17 protein-coding genes are annotated in these 16,048 nt (G+C 48.2%); 9 read left to right on the forward strand and 8 right to left on the reverse strand.

The window, feature by feature from the left end; translation table 11 throughout:
• Positions 1–17: 17 nt before the first annotated feature.
• Positions 18–1,034 carry a class 1 fructose-bisphosphatase gene (gene fbp / locus BCT27_RS18810; protein WP_017012173.1) on the reverse strand — a complete coding sequence of 339 codons (1,017 nt, stop codon included), beginning with the start codon at positions 1,032–1,034 and terminating at the stop codon, positions 18–20.
• A 316-nt stretch (positions 1,035–1,350) separates the two neighbouring features.
• On the opposite strand from fbp, the gene mpl reads away from it, so the two are divergent.
• Both mpl and BCT27_RS18820 read left to right on the forward strand, forming a co-directional pair.
• A complete protein-coding gene (gene mpl, locus BCT27_RS18815; RefSeq protein WP_102396473.1) occupies positions 1,351–2,739 on the forward strand; it encodes a UDP-N-acetylmuramate:L-alanyl-gamma-D-glutamyl-meso-diaminopimelate ligase in 1,389 nt (462 codons plus the stop codon).
• Positions 2,732–3,364, forward strand: coding sequence for a flavin prenyltransferase UbiX (locus tag BCT27_RS18820; protein WP_102396474.1), 633 nt, complete (start codon positions 2,732–2,734; stop codon positions 3,362–3,364). The genes mpl and BCT27_RS18820 overlap by 8 nt, the downstream gene beginning before the upstream one ends.
• 76 nt (positions 3,365–3,440) lie before the next feature.
• Here BCT27_RS18820 and BCT27_RS18825 read toward each other — a convergent pair whose 3' ends face one another.
• The 3 genes from BCT27_RS18825 to argR form a co-directional block, all read right to left on the reverse strand.
• Positions 3,441–3,881 (reverse strand): universal stress protein, encoded by a 441-nt coding sequence (locus BCT27_RS18825; protein ID WP_017012170.1) that lies wholly within the window; start codon positions 3,879–3,881, stop codon positions 3,441–3,443.
• Between the two features lie 55 nt (positions 3,882–3,936).
• The gene (locus BCT27_RS18830; protein ID WP_102396475.1) at positions 3,937–6,495 is read right to left on the reverse strand and encodes a TRAP transporter permease; all 2,559 of its coding nucleotides are present in this window, start codon (positions 6,493–6,495) and stop codon (positions 3,937–3,939) included.
• 407 nt (positions 6,496–6,902) lie between these two features.
• Positions 6,903–7,373 (reverse strand): transcriptional regulator ArgR, encoded by a 471-nt coding sequence (gene argR / locus BCT27_RS18835; protein WP_017012168.1) that lies wholly within the window; start codon positions 7,371–7,373, stop codon positions 6,903–6,905.
• A 315-nt stretch (positions 7,374–7,688) separates the two neighbouring features.
• Between argR and mdh the strand changes: the two genes are divergently transcribed.
• Positions 7,689–8,624 carry a malate dehydrogenase gene (gene mdh, locus BCT27_RS18840; protein ID WP_102316296.1) on the forward strand — a complete coding sequence of 312 codons (936 nt, stop codon included), beginning with the start codon at positions 7,689–7,691 and terminating at the stop codon, positions 8,622–8,624.
• Positions 8,625–8,732: 108 nt separating this feature from the next.
• Here the strand turns inward: mdh and BCT27_RS18845 are convergent, their stop codons facing one another.
• Both BCT27_RS18845 and ispB read right to left on the reverse strand, forming a co-directional pair.
• Positions 8,733–9,419 carry a DUF3313 domain-containing protein gene (locus BCT27_RS18845; protein WP_102316295.1) on the reverse strand — a complete coding sequence of 229 codons (687 nt, stop codon included), beginning with the start codon at positions 9,417–9,419 and terminating at the stop codon, positions 8,733–8,735.
• Positions 9,420–9,501: 82 nt separating this feature from the next.
• The gene (gene ispB / locus BCT27_RS18850) at positions 9,502–10,473 is read right to left on the reverse strand and encodes an octaprenyl diphosphate synthase (protein ID WP_102316294.1); all 972 of its coding nucleotides are present in this window, start codon (positions 10,471–10,473) and stop codon (positions 9,502–9,504) included.
• A gap of 266 nt (positions 10,474–10,739) precedes the next feature.
• On the opposite strand from ispB, the gene rplU reads away from it, so the two are divergent.
• The 6 genes from rplU (at position 10,740) to folA (ending at position 14,797) form a co-directional block, all read left to right on the forward strand.
• A complete protein-coding gene (gene rplU / locus BCT27_RS18855; RefSeq protein WP_017012163.1) occupies positions 10,740–11,051 on the forward strand; it encodes a 50S ribosomal protein L21 in 312 nt (103 codons plus the stop codon).
• 17 nt (positions 11,052–11,068) lie between these two features.
• Positions 11,069–11,326, forward strand: coding sequence for a 50S ribosomal protein L27 (rpmA, locus tag BCT27_RS18860; RefSeq protein ID WP_002536479.1), 258 nt, complete (start codon positions 11,069–11,071; stop codon positions 11,324–11,326).
• A 382-nt stretch (positions 11,327–11,708) separates the two neighbouring features.
• Positions 11,709–12,887, forward strand: a complete 1,179-nt coding sequence (gene cgtA / locus BCT27_RS18865; RefSeq protein WP_017012162.1) for an Obg family GTPase CgtA — start codon at positions 11,709–11,711, stop codon at positions 12,885–12,887.
• A 146-nt stretch (positions 12,888–13,033) separates the two neighbouring features.
• A complete protein-coding gene (locus BCT27_RS18870) occupies positions 13,034–13,801 on the forward strand; it encodes a threonine/serine exporter family protein (RefSeq protein WP_017013369.1) in 768 nt (255 codons plus the stop codon).
• Positions 13,798–14,262 (forward strand): threonine/serine exporter family protein, encoded by a 465-nt coding sequence (locus BCT27_RS18875; RefSeq protein ID WP_102316292.1) that lies wholly within the window; start codon positions 13,798–13,800, stop codon positions 14,260–14,262. Before BCT27_RS18870 ends, BCT27_RS18875 begins: the two co-directional genes overlap by 4 nt.
• A gap of 55 nt (positions 14,263–14,317) precedes the next feature.
• Complete coding sequence (folA, locus tag BCT27_RS18880; protein WP_102396476.1) at positions 14,318–14,797, forward strand: type 3 dihydrofolate reductase; 480 nt, start codon at positions 14,318–14,320, stop codon at positions 14,795–14,797.
• A 20-nt stretch (positions 14,798–14,817) separates the two neighbouring features.
• Here folA and BCT27_RS18885 read toward each other — a convergent pair whose 3' ends face one another.
• Together BCT27_RS18885 and apaG are read right to left on the reverse strand one after the other, a co-directional pair.
• Complete coding sequence (locus BCT27_RS18885) at positions 14,818–15,654, reverse strand: symmetrical bis(5'-nucleosyl)-tetraphosphatase (RefSeq protein WP_102396477.1); 837 nt, start codon at positions 15,652–15,654, stop codon at positions 14,818–14,820.
• Positions 15,655–15,662: 8 nt separating this feature from the next.
• Positions 15,663–16,040, reverse strand: a complete 378-nt coding sequence (gene apaG / locus BCT27_RS18890; protein ID WP_017012157.1) for a Co2+/Mg2+ efflux protein ApaG — start codon at positions 16,038–16,040, stop codon at positions 15,663–15,665.
• Positions 16,041–16,048: the final 8 nt, after the last annotated feature.

The following is a 16,048-nucleotide window of genomic DNA, read 5'->3' on the forward strand; positions in this document are numbered from 1 at the left end:
GCGGGCTTTTTTGTGTCTTATTCTTGGTCAGGGCTGTCCCTTAAAAACGCTTCCACTTTGTCTACCATATGCGTAGATCCAACAAAGTAGGGCACGCGCTGATGGAGTTCTGTCGGTTTGATATCAAGGATGCGCTGCTTACCGTCGGAGGCTTTGCCGCCGGCTTGCTCCATGATGAACGACATTGGGTTGCACTCATACAGTAAGCGCAGCTTGCCGCTTGGGTAGGCCGCTGTACTTGGGTAGAGGTAGATGCCGCCTTTCAGCATATTTCGGTGGAAATCCGAAACCAAAGAACCGATGTAGCGCGATGTGTATGGGCGATTATCTTCCGGTTCATTTTCTTGGCAGTATTTGAGGTACTTCTTCACACCCTGTGGGAATTTGATGTAGTTACCTTCGTTGATCGAGTAGATCGTGCCTTCTTCTGGGATGCGCATGTTTTCATGCGACAAACAGAACACACCGATTGATGGATCGTACGTAAAACCATGTACACCGTTCCCCGTGGTGTAAACCAACATGGTGGAAGAACCATAAATGATATAGCCCGCAGCCACTTGTTTGTTGCCAGGTTGAAGGAAGTCGTCAAGATTGGCGGGTTGGCCGAGAGGGGAGATACGGCGGTAGATGGAGAAAATCGTACCGACAGAGACGTTCACATCAATGTTTGATGAACCATCGAGAGGATCCATCAAAATGACGTATTTGGCATTCAGTCCATGGGCTTCGTCAAAGATGACAACATCGTCTTCTTCTTCACTGCCGACGCCACACACTTGGTCGCGAGCAGCCATGGCGGCTTTGAATTTTTCATTGGCATAGACGTCGAGTTTTTGTTGTTGTTCGCCTTGCACATTTTCACTGCCGAACCCACCGGTAATATCAACCAAGCCTGCTTTGTTGATTTCACGGTGAACGATTTTTGCGGCTAAACGGATGGAAGACAGCAACGAGCTCAATTCGCCACTGGCAGTTGGGTATTCATGTTGCTTTTCAACGATGAACTCGCCAAGTGTTCGCATATCGGACATTTCAGATCCTTTTGATGTCTGGAATCGGATTCTTGGGTAAGATGATTGAAAACAAGAAGGTGCATTTAGCAAGCGACAAACAAAAATCGCACCAGTGTTCTCCCGTTGATTTATTCTTTTCAATGTAGACATAAGACGGGTGGCAAAGAGAAAAGCCCCCAAGAATTGCGCAACATCTGAACAATAAATCAACTTGTTACCGAGTTTAAAGTGTAGAACTTTTTATTAGTAACGAAGTAATTTGAACGAGCTTGGAACTGTGATCGCAGCGCGGTACACGCCAAGATAAAGTGACTTTCAAGGCTGACGAAACGTTATGCATATACATATTTTAGGGATTTGTGGCACCTTCATGGGTGGCGCAGCCATCTTAGCCCGACAACTGGGCCATAAAGTCACAGGCTGTGACGCCAACGTGTACCCGCCAATGAGCACATTGCTTGAATCTCAAGGGATCGAGATCATTCAAGGTTACGATCCTGTCCAGCTTGATCCCGCGCCCGATCTTGTTGTTGTCGGTAATGCGATGAGCCGCGGTAATCCATGTGTCGAATATGTCCTCGATAAGAATCTGAATTACACGTCGGGTCCGCAGTGGCTGCTTGAATTTTTGCTTAAAGATCGTTGGGTGCTTGCCGTTGCGGGAACGCACGGCAAAACCACCACAGCGAGCATGTTAGCGTGGGTGCTGGAAGATTGCGGCTACCAGCCAGGTTTTTTGATTGGCGGTGTACCCGGTAATTTCGGTGTGTCAGCACGCTTGGGTGAAAGCATGTTCTTCGTGGTGGAAGCGGACGAGTATGACAGTGCCTTTTTCGATAAACGATCGAAGTTCGTTCACTACCACCCACGCACCTTGATTTTGAATAACTTAGAATTCGATCATGCTGACATTTTTGACGATCTTGCTGCGATAAAACGTCAATTCCACCATTTGGTGCGTACCGTTCCAAGTCTTGGTCGCATCATTGCCCCTGCAGAAGATGTGAACGTAAAAGACACCTTGGACATGGGATGCTGGAGCGAGCTTGAATTTGCCGGTGACGATGGCTTATGGAAAGCCGAGAAGCGTGTTGCTGATGGCAGTGAGTTTGATGTGTGGTTTGACGGCGAACGTGTTGGTACGGTCAAGTGGGACTTGATTGGCGATCATAACGTGAGCAACGCGCTAATGACCATTGCCGCCGCGCGACATGTGGGTGTCACGCCAGATTTGGCTTGTGAATCGCTCGGATCTTTCATCAACACCAAACGCCGTCTTGAGCACAAAGGTGATTTCGCGGGCGTGACTGTGTATGACGATTTTGCGCATCACCCAACCGCCATCAAAACCACATTGGAAGGCTTGCGAGCGAAAGTGGGTGAGCGACGTATTCATGCGATCCTAGAACCAAGATCCAACACCATGAAGCTTGGCGTACATAAAGATGATATTGCCCCGTCTTTGGACAGTGCTGACACTGTGACGTTGTTCCAACCTGACCACATCAAATGGTCGGTGAAAGAGGTTGCTGATGCGTGTAAAGCGCCGTCTGAGTGCTTTGATGACATTGATGCTCTCGTCGCTTCCATTGCGACAAATGTGAATAGCGACGACGTGGTATTGGTCATGAGTAACGGTGGTTTTGGCGGTATCCATGACAAACTTAAAGCAGCGTTAGAAAACAGAACTTCAAACCGTGACACGTTGGAGGCGCATGGTTAATTCGGCGAAAAACGACAAACGCATCACGCTGGCGTGGAGCGGAGCATCCGGCGCGCCTTACGGTATTCGCTTGTTGGAATGTTTGTTGGCAGCAGACTACGAGGTCTATCTGCTGATTTCATCTGCGGCGCGTGTCGTACTAGCAACGGAGCATGGTTTAAAGCTGCCATCAGGCCCTGATGCCGCAAAGGAGGCGCTGACAAAGCACCTTACGGTATCGACGGATAAGTTGAATGTGTGTGGCAAGGAGGATTGGTTTTCTCCTGTCGCGTCTGGCTCGGCTGCGCCAAAGCAGATGGTTGTGTGTCCATGCTCTGCGGGCTCACTTGCTGCGATTGCTCATGGTATGTCGGATAACTTGGCTGAACGTGCTGCGGATGTGGTGCTAAAAGAGCGAGGCCAATTGTTATTGGTTGTCCGTGAAACACCGTTTTCGACCTTGCATTTAGAAAACATGCTTAAGCTGTCAAAGATGGGTGTCACCATCATGCCGGCTGCGCCAGGGTTTTATCATCAACCTCAGACGATCGAAGATTTGGTCGATTTCATGGTTGCACGTATTTTGGATCATCTCGGTGTAGAGCAAGGCTTAGTGCCGCGCTGGGGATATGATCAACGGTCATGAGAGTGATTGATCGTTTTCCAAATAAAAAGGGACGGTAGATACCGTCCCTTTTTTCATGCTAGTGATACCAAAGTCATCAGTTTTGCTGAGGCTTCAAAATCAATACGTTGACTTTAGATTGCTCAAGCACTTTGGTGGCAACAGAGCCGATAAGTAGCTTGTTGGCACGAGAGCGCTTGTGGCTTGGCATGACAATCAAATCACAGCCAAGACGCTCTGCTGATTTCACGATCACTTTATAAGGCTTGCCTTCTGATACAGAGTAATCGTAGGCAATGCCTTCAGGGATCATACGCTTGGCAAATGCTTTAAGGCTGGATTGAACATCTTGCTTCATTTTGAGCGCAGCATCTTCGGGAAAGTATGATGCGACCATGGAGTTATGAATACCGGGCAATGCGGTCAGTAAGTGCAAGGTTGCCCCTGTTTGTCCTGCTAACCAAACGGCATGCTCAACGGCTTTGTCACCGAAGTGCTCATCATTCAAATCGACCGGGACCAGAATGTGCTTATACATGGATTACACTCTCTTCGTTAAAGTAATCCGGCGGGGCGCAAGGCCCCGACCGTTGTTATGCCGTTTGCTTCAGGCGGCGACGTTGATTCCACGCCAAACCAGCCAGTAGCAATAAAGTTGGTACAAATACCCATTCTTTCATCGGACGTTCAGCCGGTGTGCTGACTTGAACCACTTCCCAATCAAAATCGATACCTGCTTTCTCTGCAGGGCTACCGAACTGAATCATGTCGATGTACTTGCCGCCGTCCTCGTCACGTAGCTCTAAACCCGTCGACAAGACGCGCGCCAAGCCTTCTGCTTTTGCGGTATCAACAGGTAGGTGCACGTGCTTAGTGACGATGTTGCCGTCGATATTCTCGCCCTTCACTTGAATGTTCAGGGTTTGGCCATCGGGCAATGTTTCCGCCACTTTGATGATTTCTGTGCCCGCGTAGTCGTTGGTTGGTGCGTAAAGCTCATCCCAGAAGAACCCTGGACGGAACAGTGCGAACGTGATCAACAGCATGGCGACGGTTTCATACCATTTGTTCTTCGTCAGCCACCAACCTTGTGTGGCAGCAGAGAACACCAACATGGCGACGACCGCCGAGAATATGGTAAGGAACAAGTGCAACGGCCCATCAAGATCCATCAACAACAGCTGTGTATTGAAGATGAACATGAATGGCAAAATCGCGGTTCGAATATCGTAGGTGAAGCCTTGGATACCCGTCTTTATGGGGTCTGATTTCGCGATCGCTGCGGCTGCAAATGCGGCCAAACCAACGGGCGGTGTGTCATCCGCGAGGATACCGAAGTAGAACACGAACAAGTGAACCGCAATCAATGGAATGATCAGGCCTTCTTGCGCACCCAAGGTCACGATAACGGGCGCCATCAGGGTCGATACCACGATGTAGTTTGCCGTGGTCGGCAAGCCCATACCCAAGATCAAGCTGATAACCGCCGTAAATAACAGCATCAGAATGATGTTACCGCCAGAGATGAACTCAACGAAGTCGGTCATGACTAAGCCGATACCTGTTAGCGTGACCACGCCGACAACGATACCTGCTGCAGCCGTTGCTACACCGATACCGATCATGTTGCGCGCACCTGCGACAAAACCTTCTGCTAAGTCGACAAAGCCTGCTTTTATCGCTGCGGCAAATTCACCTTCTTTGCGGAAGAAAGCCATCAATGGGCGCTGGGTAACAACAATGAACATCATGAACAAGGTTGCCCAGAATGCAGACAGACCTGGGGAGAAGCGCTCTACCATCAAGCACCACACCAACACGACAATCGGTAGCAGATAGTAAAGACCTGAGCGAACAGTCGGGCCTGGATCGGGCACTTCTGAAAGGTCTGTGGCGGCAGGGTCTTCAACCGCTTCTTTTTTGAATTGTGAAGAGTAGCGTACGAGTGCGACGTAAGCGGCAAATATCAACACGCCAATGATTGGACTTGCTGCTGCACCGAATACATCTTTCGTCCAACCGATACCGTAGTAAACCGCGAAGCTCAGTACGCAGATACCGATAACGATAACCACGATGTTCTGAAGGGTTTGTAGGAATGTCGACGTATGGCGACGTGGCAAACCTGTCATGCCCGCCTTACACGCTTCAAGGTGAACGATATAAATCAGTGCGATGTAAGAAATGATGGCTGGCAAGATCGCCGCTTTAATGACTTCGATATACGGAATACCCACGTATTCCACCATCAAAAACGCCGCTGCCCCCATGATAGGTGGCGTAAGCTGACCGTTCGTTGACGCCGCAACCTCGACTGCACCTGCTTTCGTGCCAGGGAAGCCAACACGTTTCATCAACGGAATGGTAAAGGTACCTGTGGTTACAACGTTGGCGATAGAAGAGCCTGAAATCAGGCCTGATAGACCCGATGCAACAACCGCTGCTTTTGCTGGGCCGCCACGCATGTGGCCAAGCAAAGAGAACGCGACTTTGATGAAGTAGCCACCTGCGCCTGCACGATCAAGTAATGCGCCGAACAAAACAAACAGGAATACAAACGAGGTCGACACGCCAAGGGCAACACCGAAGACACCTTCGGTTGTTAGCCACATGTGTGACATGGTTTTGTTGAGGCTTGCACCTTTGTGCGCGATCACATCTGGCATGTGTGGACCCGCAAAGGTGTATACCAAGAAGACAGCAGCAACCACCATCAACGGTGGTCCAAGTGCTCGGCGCGTGGCTTCTAAGAGCAGAACCATACCTGTGACGGCAACAACAATATCAGTCGATGTTGGTGCCCCTGCGCGCGTAGCGAGATCGGAGTAGAAAAGGAAAAGATACGCGGCTGAAAAACTGCCTGCGAGAGCAAAGATCCAATCTTGGAGTGGAATGCGATCTCGTGGCGAACTTCTTAGAGCTGGGTAAGCGGTAAATGCGAGAAAAATAGCAAACGCAAGGTGGATAGAGCGCGCTTCTGTATCGTTTAGCGCAACAGTAAAGGGTGATGCGTACCAGAGCTGGAATATGGACCAGCACAATGGAACGAACCACAGGATACGTCCTGGGATCCCTGAAGGTGATCGGGCACCAGTGTCCGCTTGCGCGACGATGTCCTGTGCGTCGAGCGGTGTCTCGGTCGTCTTCGTCATGCCATTGTCCCTTATCGGCAAATGAAAGTGTAAAATTTACTGACACAAGATGAGGAGAACCCGCCAGTTTGGCGGGTCGACTCTACAACGTGTTCACACAAATTTGTTATGGCTTCCCTTGTCACAACTGGTGGCAAGGATTCCGGCTAACACTCAGTTTATTTTGCTCTATTCGAGTTTCATTGTTGGGAATGATAACAAACTTGTATCCAAAATTTAAAACTAGGGAAATATTTTGTCATGGCATTTCACAATGATTTGTGGACTAACCGTAGATAAATGCATCACATGCTCAATAGTGAGACACTTAATGATAGTGCAGGGAAGGGTAGAACGAAGAATTAGGCAGAAAATGTAGGTGTTATTTTCTGCCTAGTAGATGTGTTTAAAAAACAAGGGCTGTTTTTTTAGCGAGAGTAATCGAATAAATCACACACTGCTTCAAACAAAGCAACGGTGGTTGTCGCTCTGGTTGGAGTAATGAAGATGGTGTCGTCACCCGCGACCACACCAAGGATGCCTTCCGCTTTCCCCAGTGAATCTAAAAGACGCGCAATTAATTGTGCTGCGCCAGGGCCTGTGTGAATCACAACCAATGCATCGTTGTAATCAATGTCCATCACCAACTCTTTGAGCGGACTGCTGGTGGTTGGTACGCCGAGTTCTACTGGCAGGCAGTAAACCATTTCCATTTTCGCATTTCGCGTACGGACGGCACCAAACTTAGTCAGCATGCGAGACACTTTAGATTGGTTGATGTTCTCAAAGCCTTGCGCTTTTAACGCATCAACAATTTCGCCCTGGGAGCTGAATTTTTCCTCTTTTAGGATCGCTTTAAACGCTTTCACTAATAGGTCTTGTTTATCTGAATTACGCATTTTTTTTCTTTCCCAGTGTCAGAATGGCGCATTTTTGCATAGTGATTCAGTCATGGGCAATAAAATCCGCAGTAAAGTGACGCACTAATCACCTTTCAACAGACTCTGGTCATTGCTTTTCGCCTGTAAAAAAGAAAATTGAGAAGCGGGGCTTATCCTCACAGTCGTAGGCTTGTCGCTGAAGGTAATAGGCACGTATGATGCTTGTGAATTCATTTTTTGTGTCATTTCCTGTGAGTATCGTGCCGCTGTCGGCATCGCAATGGAATGCCACCAAAGGTCTGAAATATAAAAATCGTAAATAAGGAGAACGAGATGAAAGTTGCTGTGATTGGCGCCGCTGGCGGCATTGGTCAGGCGTTAGCCCTGCTTCTGAAAAACAACCTGCCTGCGGGTTCAGATCTGGCACTGTATGACATTGCCCCTGTAACACCAGGTGTTGCGGTTGACCTTAGCCACATCCCTACACCCGTTTCAATTAAAGGTTTCTGCGGTGAAGATCCAACACCAGCGCTTGAAGGTGCAGATGTCGTTTTGATTTCTGCAGGTGTTGCTCGTAAACCTGGTATGGATCGTTCTGACCTGTTCAACGTGAACGCTGGCATTGTGCGTTCTCTAAGTGAAAAAATTGCTGACGTATGTCCAAAAGCACTTATCGGTATTATCACTAACCCGGTAAACACCACTGTTGCGATTGCTGCAGAAGTGCTTAAAGCGAAGGGTGTTTACGACAAGAAACGCCTCTTCGGTATCACTACGCTGGATATCATCCGTTCAGAAACGTTTGTTGCTGAACTGAAAGGTAAAAACCCAAGCGAAATCAGTGTTCCTGTTATTGGCGGCCACTCTGGTGTGACGATTCTTCCTCTACTTTCACAAGTTGAAGGTGTTGAGTTCACTGAAGAAGAAGTGGCAGCATTGACACCTCGTATCCAGAACGCGGGTACTGAAGTGGTTGAAGCAAAAGCAGGCGGTGGCTCAGCAACGCTGTCTATGGGCCAAGCAGCTTGCCGTTTTGGTTTGGCATTGGTTCGCGCAGCACAAGGCGAGAAAGACGTTATTGAATGTGCATACGTTGAGGGTGACGGTAAGTACGCTCGCTTCTTCGCACAACCAGTACGTTTGGGTAAAGATGGCGTAGAAGAAATTCTTGACCACGGCCCATTGAGTGCATTTGAGCAAAATGCGCTTGATAGCATGCTAGATACGCTACGTGGTGATATCACCATGGGCGAAGAGTTTGTTAAGTAACTGACGAACTTAATCAATTAGAACGTAAGGAAAAAAGCGGCTAAAAGCCGCTTTTTTTTGTCTTTCAGCGCCAATGTTCTGTATGGAACAGGACGGTCTGAGTCATCACTATTCCTGCTCGAAATTCCCGTCTAAGGCTTTACCAAGTCGTTCTACCCACCAGTTAATGGCGTCTTTGGCGTCATCCAGTGAATCGATCATTGTCGCAAGATCTTTGTTGCCGGTCTCACGATCAATGACAGCGAAAAGAGGCCTGTCTGTTTTTGCGTCACTGACCAGTAACTCGACGGTGGCACCGCCAACGTTCGTGTGTTCACCTGTGGTGATTTTAGAGATCGTTGAAATGCCTAACCCTACAGGTAATAGGCTACTTGTTACCGCTAAGATAGGGTTTGGTGTTTCTACATTGCTGAGTGCAAAGCTTAGACGCAGGCTGTTCTCTCCTGGGGTGTCGACAATGGGCTTATACGCTGTGATTTTTTCTTTGAGTCGAGCAATAAAATAGGCGGTTAGTTCATTAATCTGATCATCATCTAACGCATTGTCTTCGCTGGTTAACACATAAATACGATCGATGACGACTGAATCATATTGGGCGAGCTTTTTCTTTAATCGCGCTTCGGTGCGCAGACCTACTCTCGCCCAAACGAGGTCAACGCCGCCCTCTGGGCCTGCTCTAAAATCTTCATAAGTGGTGAAGGATGTAGCTGGAATGCGATTGCCTGACGCACAGCCAAGTAGGAGTACGCTGGTAAGCGCGGCGAATGCAATTTTAGAAAGTGAAGACGTCAACATGTGTTCCTTGTCATGAAGAATGTGAGGATGGGAGTAATGTAGATAGAAAAACGCACTCAAGGAGAGTGCGTTTAGGGTAAATTTATTTTTTGCGGTTGACTGCAAGATGCGCGAGGGCTTTCAGCGCTTCTTTATAGGGCGACTCAGGAATAGGCGCGAGGGCAAGAATCGCTTTCTCTGCTTCTTCTTCTGCACGTTGCTGCGTGTATTCCAGTGAGCCGTGTTGCTTCATGCAGGCAAGGATCTGTTCGAGCTTATCAAGGCCATTGGCTTTCTCGATCGCTTCGCGGATCATTGCAATTTGATCTTGATCTCCGTGCGCCATGGCGTGAAGCAATGGCAGGGTTGGTTTACCCTCCGCAAGATCATCGCCCGTATTTTTACCCATCTCGTCGCCTTGAGAGGTGTAATCCATGACATCGTCGATCAATTGGAATGCAGTGCCAAGGTAGCGCCCGTAATCTTGCATTGCTTTTTCGATGTCTTCTGGCGCATCAGCCAAAATGGCACCGATTTGCGTCGCGGCTTCAAACAAACGTGCAGTTTTTGAGTAGATAACCTGCATGTAGCTTTCTTCGGTGGTATCAGGATCGTTGCAGTTCATTAGCTGCAAAACTTCACCTTCAGCAATCACATTGGTCGCATGGCTCATTAGATCGAGGATCTTCAAGGATCGAAGTTCCGTCATCATCTGGAAAGAGCGCGTATAAATGTAATCACCAACCAAAACGCTGGCAGCATTACCAAACATGGCGTTGGCTGTTGCTTTGCCTCGACGAAGATCTGACTCATCGACAACATCATCATGAAGCAAAGTGGCGGTGTGAATGAACTCAATGAAAGCGGCTGCCGTGCAGTGACCCTCTCCTTGATAGTCAAGCGCGCGGGCAGAAAGAACTGCCAACATTGGGCGCAGGCGTTTCCCGCCACCACTGACGATATAAAAACCAAGTTGGTTAATCAGTGCGACATCAGAATTCAGTTGCGCGAGTATTTTTTTATCCACTTTTGCCATGTCATCGGCAGTAAGTGCTTGGATGGTGTTAAAATCCATTGATGCGTCCGGTCCAAGGTAGAATGCAGTACGCTGCTGTCATTTTTGCGATGATATTACACTAAATTTAGCCCCTCGACACAGGGTCTGTTGCGATAAAGAACAAAGGAATAATCACTGAGCAGGTTTTCACCAATTTTCTTTCATTCCCCCCTTGCCAGTTAGCGAATCTTGCCGTAGAATTCGCGCCCTATTGATGAATTAAATGCACCCCTCGCTGCACAATTTTTAAACGCAGTAGGCTGTGCGGAAATGCGGAGAAAACCATGTACGCAGTTTTCCAAAGTGGTGGTAAACAACACCGTGTAAGTGAAGGTCAAACCCTTCGCTTGGAAAAGCTAGACATCGAGACTGGCTCAACTGTTGAATTTGACACTGTTCTGCTGGTAGCTAATGGCGAAGAAATCGCTGTTGGTGCACCATTCGTAGCAGGCGGTAAAGTAACTGCTGAAGTAGTTACTCACGGTCGTGGCGACAAAGTTAAAATCGTTAAGTTCCGTCGTCGTAAGCATTCTCGTAAGCAAATGGGCCACCGTCAGTGGTTCACTGAAGTCAAAATCACTGGCATCAGCGCTTAATTTAGGAGAAGAGATAAATGGCACATAAGAAAGCTGGCGGTTCTACTCGTAACGGCCGTGACTCAGAAAGTAAACGCCTTGGTGTTAAGCGCTTTGGTGGCGAATCTGTACTAGCAGGTAACATCATCGTTCGTCAACGTGGTACTAAGTTCCACGCAGGCACTAACGTTGGTTGCGGTAAAGACCACACTCTTTTTGCTCTGTCTGATGGCAAAGTAAAATTTGAAGTTAAAGGTCCTAAGAACCGTAAATTCGTTAGCATCGAAGCTGAATAATAGCACTCGATTCTAATTTAGAAGCCCTGCCTTTAGGCGGGGCTTTTTGTTGTGTACCCAAGTGACTTTAACCTGCTGAATTTTCAGCTTAAAGTCACTTGGGTATATCGCCCTTAAAGGCGATAGCGCAGCTGTTTTCGTGAAAACGTGAACATGTTTACGTGAGGATTAACCGTCACGTATGCGTCAGTAATGCCACGACTGTTTAAGTCTGTGAACTATTCATGGCGTAAAAGATCGCTTAACGGTTTTTGATCCTAAGATCATAAGGATCATTAACCCAAAGTTGCTCTATCAGGGTTGCTGCTATATCGCCAACGTTAACCCTTGAGGCGTGTTTTACCTGAGCATGTCTGGGTGACGTAGGGTATGGAGAATTAAGATGAAATTTGTAGATGAAGCGGTGATCCGCGTAGAAGCGGGAGACGGTGGTAACGGTACCATCAGTTTCCGTCGCGAAAAGTACGTGCCAAAAGGCGGTCCTGACGGTGGTGATGGTGGTGACGGCGGCGATGTATATTTGCTGGCTGATGAAAACCTGAACACCCTGATTGACTATCGCTTTGAGCGTTTTCATGCCGCGGTTCGTGGCGAAAACGGCCGAGGTGGTAACTGTACAGGTAAGCGTGGTGACGACTTGGTACTAAGCGTGCCTGTTGGAACACGTGCTGTAGACGAAGACACCGGTGAAGTGATTGCCGACCTGACTCAACATGGTATGAAGATCATGGTGGCAAAAGGCGGTTGGCATGGATTGGGTAACACCCGATTCAAATCTTCTGTAAACCGCGCGCCTCGTCAAAAGTCTATGGGTACAAAAGGCGAATTGCGCCACTTACGCCTTGAACTTTTGCTTCTTGCGGACGTTGGTATGCTTGGTCTGCCTAATGCGGGTAAATCGACCTTCATTCGCGCGGTCTCTGCAGCAAAACCAAAAGTGGCGGATTACCCGTTCACAACATTGGTGCCAAGCCTAGGTGTGGTGCGTGTTGCAGACAACAAGAGCTTTGTTGTTGCTGACATTCCTGGCCTTATTGAAGGTGCGGCTGAAGGTGCGGGTCTCGGTATTCGATTCTTGAAACACCTTGAGCGTTGTCGTGTGCTGTTGCACATGATTGATCTGATGCCAGTTGACGAATCAGATCCTGTCGACAATGCGTTTACTATTATTGAAGAACTTCAACGCTATAGCGAAAAGCTCGCTGATAAGCCTCGTTGGATTGTCTTTAATAAAATGGACTTGATGTCTGAAGAAGACGCGCAAGCTCAGGTAGAACGTGTGCTGGAAGCATTAGGTTGGGATGAACCTTACTATATGATTTCAGCGATCAATCGTAACAATACACAGCAACTTACCTTTGACTTGATGGAACTTATCGACTCAATGCCATCTCAGTTGGTTGAAGAAACCCAAGAGGAAGGTAAGGTTGAGTTCAAGTGGGACGATTACCACGAAGAGCAGCTTAAGAAGCAAAATGCTGAGTCTAGTGACGACGATGACGACGATTGGGATGATTGGAACGAAGATGACTACGATGTAGAAATCATCTACCGCCCATAATCATACCCCAATAAGAAACCGCCCTAAGAGGCGGTTTTTTTTCGCCCAAATCAAAGTAAACCGAACAGAATTCACGTAAAACCGAAGTTCATCACATTGTGGTTAATATCTACGAGGGAGTGACCATGGCGCAAGGAACAAGTGGAATGGATGAAGAGGCGCAGCGGAACGTTTCCCGCTTGGTGAGCCAAGCTGGCCAAATGTTGCTTCAACACGGTGCGGAAAGCCGTTTGGTGAGCGACATTTGTTGTCGCTTGGGTGAGGCGCTGGGATTGGACAGTGTTGAAATATCGTTGTCGGCCAGTTCGATGGTGATCACCACGATACACGATGATCACTGTATTACGACGGCACGCCGTTGCCCTGATCGTGGGATCAACATGCGGGTGATCACGGAGATCCAGCGTATTTTGATCATGACGGAAAAACACCTACTTGATAAAGATGGTGTAAAGACGCGCTTAAATCGTATTTCCCCTCAGCGTTATAACCGCTGGCTTGTGGCCGTTGTCATCGGCTTTTCATGTGCGAGTTTCAGCCGCTTATCTGGTGGTGATTGGTCGGTGTTTTCCCTAACATTTGTTGCTTCGTTCATCGGCATGGTTGTGCGTCAGGAAATTGGTCATCGTCAATTCAACCCTTTGCTAAATTTTGGTGTCACGGCCTTTGTGACAACGCTCATATCGAGCATTGGCGCCATGATGAGCATCGGCAATCAGCCTTACCTTGCCATGGCATCGTCAGTACTGATGTTGGTACCCGGCTTCCCACTGATTAACGCGGTGTCTGACATGGTAAAAGGGTACGTCAATATGGGCATTGCCCGTTGGGTGATGGCGAGCTTGTTAACCCTCGCCACAAGCCTTGGCATTGTCGGTGCGATGAATGTGACAGGCATTTGGGGATGGCTATGACACTGCTACTTGGTCTCCTTCATGACATGTTGTTTGCAGCGGTTCCCGCTGTTGGATTTGCCTTGGTGTTTAATGTGCCTGTGAAGGCCCTGAAATATTGCGCGATTGGTGGTGCGCTTGGGCACGGTAGTCGATATCTTTTGATGCACTACGGTGTGCCGATTGAATGGGCGACATTATGTGCAGCAACCCTAGTGGGTATGGTGGGGGTGTATTGGTCTCAACGTTTTATGGCGCACCCTAAAGTGTTTACGGTTGCTGCCATTATCCCGATGGTTCCGGGGGTGTTTGCGTTCAAAGCCATGATTGCATTAGTGGAAATTAATAGCTTGGGATTCAGTGATGCACTCTGGGCGAGCATGATGAATAATGGCATTAAGGCACTGTTTATTATCGCGGCGTTAGCGATCGGTCTAGCAATGCCAGGACTCTTGTTTTACCGCAGAAAATCCGTGGTGTAGCATAGTGATCTCTGAATAAAATACGACGCTCAATGACAAAGGAAATCCGTTCACGATGAAAATCAGCATGATCGCAGCGATGGCAAAAAATAGAATCATTGGTAAAGACAACACGATGCCATGGCACCTGCCTGCCGACTTTGGGTGGTTCAAACGCAACACCTTGGGAAAGCCTGTGATCATGGGGCGAAAAACGTATGAATCTATCGGTAGACCGCTACCAGGACGTCGGAATATCATCATTAGCCGTAACAGTGAATGGATGGCGGAAGGCGTTGAAAGCGTGACCAGCATCGAGCAAGCACTGACCTTGGTTAAAGGTGTGGAAGAGGCTGTGATCATCGGGGGTGGGACGATTTATGATGCGTCACTTCCTAAGGCTGATCGCCTGTATTTGACGTTTATCGATGCGGATATTGAGGGCGATACCTGTTTTCCTGCTTGGGGAGAGGAATGGAAAGTCAGTCACTCTGAGCATTACGCTGCGGATGAGAAGAACAAGTACAACATGGAATTTGTTGTACTCGATAGATAAGTCGATCTTTGGTTTAGATTTTAGTGAGCATGTATTGGGCAAGGAAGAGTAAATCTTTGCCCATCTTCCCAACGCACCATCGTCAGCGAACCGCCCCAGACACACCCCGTATCTAGCCCTAAGACATTCTCTTGAAACACACCATTCAATGCTGCCCAATGACCAAACACCATCGTCTCTTTCATGGGTTTATTGCGTTCAACATCAAACCAAGGCATGAGTGAGTTGTCTTGTATCTTGTCGGGTGGGAGTTTACACGCCATGTCCAAGCCGCCTTCTGGGGTGAGAAAGCGCATGCGGGTAAATGCATTAATGGTGTAGCGAAGTCGTTCGATACCTTCTAAGGATTTAGACCATACAGAGGGCTCATTCGCATACATGTTTTGTAAAAGCCATAGATAGCGATCGCTGCGTAAAACGGCCTCCACGTCTTGGGCGTGCTTTTTTGCTTTGGCGAGATCCCAAACGGGCGGCACGCCAGCGTGTGTCATGACAAAGCCTGGTGCAGTGCCATTATCTAACGCTTTGTGGATTAGCAGAGGTTGCTGACGCAGCCATGTAAGCAGTATGTTGCTATCAGGCGCTTCGAGTATGGGCAGTGTTTTGTCTTTTGCTTTGACCTTCATGATCCCTTCTGAAACAGCAAGAAGGTGTAGATCATGATTTCCTAAAACGGCGTGTCCGTGTTCGCCAAGGCCGTGAACAAAACGAAGTACTGCAAGTGAATCAGGGCCTCGCGCGACAAGATCGCCGGCGATGTAAAGATGATCGATGTTAGGATCAAATTTGGCGATATCAAGTAGGTTGCGAAAATCGGAATAGCAACCTTGAATATCGCCAACAAGATAGGTAGCCAAGAAAACTCCTAGTGAAGGATATTTGGCAGGGCTAGACGGAAAGGTGCGATGTCGATGGTGAACGGTGTCTCATCATCGTCAAACTGCATGGAGTAATGACCTTGCATTACACCAACAGGAGTTTCAATGACAGTGCCGCTGGTATAAGTGTATTGATCACCCGCGACAATCACAGGTTGCTCGCCAACAACACCTTCCCCTTCAATCACCAATTTCTTCTCATTCGCGTCTGTGACTAACCATTTACGACGTAAAAGCTGCGCATCACGGCCACCATTGTTTTCAATCGTGACCGTGTATGAGAACACATAACGTTTATTATCCGGTTCAGATTGCTCTTCAACATAGTGCGTGAGCACGCGAACCGTGAAATTGTTATTTACCATCCCTGTAA

Origin of the sequence: Enterovibrio norvegicus (genome assembly GCF_002876705.1) — a bacterium.
GTDB lineage: Bacteria > Pseudomonadota > Gammaproteobacteria > Enterobacterales > Vibrionaceae > Enterovibrio > Enterovibrio norvegicus_B.

Excerpts from the sequence above, each read along its gene's own strand:
- BCT27_RS18820 (WP_102396474.1), top strand. The coding sequence starts at position 2,732 with ATGGTTAATTCGGCGAAAAACGACAAACGCATCACGCTGGCGTGGAGC.
- rpmA (WP_002536479.1), top strand. The coding sequence starts at position 11,069 with ATGGCACATAAGAAAGCTGGCGGTTCTACTCGTAACGGCCGTGACTCA.
- rplU (WP_017012163.1), top strand. The coding sequence starts at position 10,740 with ATGTACGCAGTTTTCCAAAGTGGTGGTAAACAACACCGTGTAAGTGAA.
- argR (WP_017012168.1), bottom strand. The coding sequence starts at position 7,373 with ATGCGTAATTCAGATAAACAAGACCTATTAGTGAAAGCGTTTAAAGCG.
- fbp (WP_017012173.1), bottom strand. The coding sequence starts at position 1,034 with ATGTCCGATATGCGAACACTTGGCGAGTTCATCGTTGAAAAGCAACAT.
- mdh (WP_102316296.1), top strand. The coding sequence starts at position 7,689 with ATGAAAGTTGCTGTGATTGGCGCCGCTGGCGGCATTGGTCAGGCGTTA.
- BCT27_RS18845 (WP_102316295.1), bottom strand. The coding sequence starts at position 9,419 with ATGTTGACGTCTTCACTTTCTAAAATTGCATTCGCCGCGCTTACCAGC.
- cgtA (WP_017012162.1), top strand. The coding sequence starts at position 11,709 with ATGAAATTTGTAGATGAAGCGGTGATCCGCGTAGAAGCGGGAGACGGT.
- BCT27_RS18875 (WP_102316292.1), top strand. The coding sequence starts at position 13,798 with ATGACACTGCTACTTGGTCTCCTTCATGACATGTTGTTTGCAGCGGTT.
- folA (WP_102396476.1), top strand. The coding sequence starts at position 14,318 with ATGAAAATCAGCATGATCGCAGCGATGGCAAAAAATAGAATCATTGGT.
- BCT27_RS18825 (WP_017012170.1), bottom strand. The coding sequence starts at position 3,881 with ATGTATAAGCACATTCTGGTCCCGGTCGATTTGAATGATGAGCACTTC.
- apaG (WP_017012157.1), bottom strand. The coding sequence starts at position 16,040 with ATGGTAAATAACAATTTCACGGTTCGCGTGCTCACGCACTATGTTGAA.
- mpl (WP_102396473.1), top strand. The coding sequence starts at position 1,351 with ATGCATATACATATTTTAGGGATTTGTGGCACCTTCATGGGTGGCGCA.
- BCT27_RS18830 (WP_102396475.1), bottom strand. The coding sequence starts at position 6,495 with ATGACGAAGACGACCGAGACACCGCTCGACGCACAGGACATCGTCGCG.
- ispB (WP_102316294.1), bottom strand. The coding sequence starts at position 10,473 with ATGGATTTTAACACCATCCAAGCACTTACTGCCGATGACATGGCAAAA.
- BCT27_RS18870 (WP_017013369.1), top strand. The coding sequence starts at position 13,034 with ATGGATGAAGAGGCGCAGCGGAACGTTTCCCGCTTGGTGAGCCAAGCT.